The organism is Algoriphagus aurantiacus, assembly GCF_035156405.1.
Taxonomy (GTDB): Bacteria; Bacteroidota; Bacteroidia; order Cytophagales; family Cyclobacteriaceae; genus Algoriphagus; species Algoriphagus aurantiacus.
This window is the reverse complement of record NZ_JAXRUT010000065.1, coordinates 1-2,337: the sequence shown is the minus strand read 5'-3', so window position 1 is coordinate 2,337 and position 2,337 is coordinate 1. Positions and strand designations below refer to the sequence as shown.

3 protein-coding genes are annotated in these 2,337 nt (G+C 50.3%); all 3 read left to right on the top strand.

Features of this window, described 5'->3' with window-relative positions; translation table 11 throughout:
• Positions 1 to 57: 57 nt before the first annotated feature.
• The 3 genes from tnpA to tnpC all read left to right on the top strand — a co-directional run bounded on the left by tnpA (position 58) and on the right by tnpC (position 2,297).
• Positions 58 to 351, top strand: coding sequence for an IS66 family insertion sequence element accessory protein TnpA (gene tnpA, locus SYJ56_RS25720; RefSeq protein WP_323839254.1), 294 nt, complete (start codon positions 58 to 60; stop codon positions 349 to 351).
• Positions 351 to 698, top strand: a complete 348-nt coding sequence (gene tnpB / locus SYJ56_RS25715) for an IS66 family insertion sequence element accessory protein TnpB (protein ID WP_323839252.1) — start codon at positions 351 to 353, stop codon at positions 696 to 698. The genes tnpA and tnpB overlap by 1 nt, the downstream gene beginning before the upstream one ends.
• 75 nt (positions 699 to 773) lie before the next feature.
• The gene (gene tnpC, locus SYJ56_RS25710) at positions 774 to 2,297 is read left to right on the top strand and encodes an IS66 family transposase (RefSeq protein WP_323839250.1); all 1,524 of its coding nucleotides are present in this window, start codon (positions 774 to 776) and stop codon (positions 2,295 to 2,297) included.
• Positions 2,298 to 2,337: the final 40 nt, after the last annotated feature.

The following is a 2,337-nucleotide window of genomic DNA, read 5'->3' as shown; positions in this document are numbered from 1 at the left end:
GTATGCATCCGACAAAACCATATTGATAGTTGAGTCCTGAATGTATAATGTTGCAGGATGAAAAAGACAAGCAACGAAGCGTACTATTCCCTGTTCTGTAAGTGGCAGGAATCCGGTCAGAGCAAGGCATCCTTTGCCGCAACAGCAGGCATCCCCAAAGCAACCTTCTATTATTGGTGTAAAAAGTTTGACACTGATTCCGTTCCTCCAGCTTCCACTTCCCCGTTTTCGATTGTTCCGATGGACCATATCACGGCAGGTCCTGTAGCCAGGATCAGCTATCCATCGGGGATCAGTGTGGAACTGTTTGGGGCGGTGGACGCGGTTACCCTTCGTGAGCTGGTGGGCTGATGCTGGCCCTATCAAGCTCAGTGAGGTATTTCATGTATCATGAACCGACGGACATGCGTTTCGGGATCAACTCGCTTGCCGGGCTTGTGCGCAACAGACTCGGTTTCGACCCGATGAACGGGGATGTATTTGTTTTTCTGGGCAAGCGCTCCAACCAGATCCGCTTTTTGCAGTGGGACCGGGACGGTTTTGCCATGTACATCAAAAAGCTGGAGCAGGGTACTTTTGAACGCCCTGCGCTGTCGGGAAACGCAGTCACAAGCAGTCAGCTGAGCCTGCTTTTACAGGGGGTAAGGCTTGTTTCGGTGAGCTACAGAAAGCGCTATGACCCCTTAAAAAGAGGGTGAAAACAGTCTGTTTATTTTAGGTGAAAAGTGGCTTTAAATACTGTCTGAGCCACTTTTTTGGCGTATATTTAGGCCATGGAAAACAAGGGGACGGACTACAAAAAACTGTATGAAGAGACCTTGTTGGTGCTGTCCGAAAAAGAAGAGGCCCTTGCCGGAAAAGACCATGTGATCGCCGATCTGGGCTTCGAGCTGGATAAACTCCGCAGGTATATTTTTGGGTTTAAGAGCGAGAAACGCAGCGGCAGTGCCGGTGATAACCAGATGGGTCTGTTTGAGCTCGGTGTGACCCAATCAGTACAGGAGGAACTGTCCTGTGCGGTGGAGCAGCAGAAGCCCGCACCGAAGAAACGGGCCAAAGGAACCGGCCGTATGAGCCTGCCTGAAGAACTGGCCAGGGAAGAGATCATCATAGAACCGTCTGAGTCCACCGAAGGCTGCACAAAGATCGGGAAAGAAGTGACCGAGGTATTGGAGATCGAGCCTGCTTTTTTCTATGTAAAACGCTATGTACGCCCAAAGTATGCCAGACCAAATGGCGAAGGCATCCTGATCGGCATGCTTCCTGACCGGGTAATCGAAAAGGGCATCCCTTCCGAATCGGTCGTCGCCCAGCTCACTGTAGACAAATACGTTTATGGGATGCCGCTGCACCGGCAGATCGACAAATACAGTAAAATGGGAGTCCGCATCCCCGCTTCCAGCGCCTCGGACTGGTTGATGCGGGGATGGGAACAGCTCAAACCGCTCTGGGAGCTGCTCCGCCTGATGGTCCTCTCCCAAAAATACCTGCAGGCGGATGAAAGCCCCATAAAGGTGCTGGACAGGGACCATAAAAACGGAATCCATAAAGGCTACATGTGGCTGTACCATGCCCCTGTGGACAGGCTTGTCCTGTTTGACTACCGAAAAGGGCGGGACAGTTCCGGTCCCGAAGAAATGCTTGCCGGATTTAAGGGGATTCTCCAGACGGATGGCTATATCGTCTATGATTCACTGTTTGCGGATCATCCTGATATCCTGTTGACATTCTGTATGGCCCATGCGAGACGCTATTTTGTCAATGCGGTCAAAGATGACGAAAAACAGGCCAATTATGTCCTGGATGAAATGCAGTTGTTGTATGCCCTGGAGCAGCGGATGAGGGAACAGAAACTGGGCTGGGAGCAACGGACAGAGGAAAGAAAGAAACACGCACGTCCTGTTCTGGACAGGCTGGAGAAATGGCTCAGGGAGAACCAATACAAGTATAGACCCAAGAGTCCGATGGGAGAAGCCATTGACTATACACTGCCCAGATGGGCGGGACTGAGTGCGTACCAGCTCCATGGCCAGATGGAGATAGACAATAATTTAATTGAAAATGCAGTGAGACCGTTTGCAATCGGCAGGAAATCATTTTTGTTCGCTGGATCCCATCAGGCAGCAGAGATGGCTGCAGGGATGTACTCCTTTATGGCCAGCTGCAAAAAGAACAACATCAATGAATTTGAATGGCTGAAGGATGTCTTTGAAAGAATCCAGAGCCATAAACAAAAAGACCTGTACCAACTTCTTCCCTCAAACTGGAAGCAGCACAGACCTAAACCGATTCTCTGAAATTCCTAATCCAAAACATATGGGATGCTCGGAGCGATAC

Excerpts from the sequence above, each read along its gene's own strand:
- tnpA (WP_323839254.1), top strand. The coding sequence starts at position 58 with ATGAAAAAGACAAGCAACGAAGCGTACTATTCCCTGTTCTGTAAGTGG.
- tnpB (WP_323839252.1), top strand. The coding sequence starts at position 351 with ATGCTGGCCCTATCAAGCTCAGTGAGGTATTTCATGTATCATGAACCG.
- tnpC (WP_323839250.1), top strand. The coding sequence starts at position 774 with ATGGAAAACAAGGGGACGGACTACAAAAAACTGTATGAAGAGACCTTG.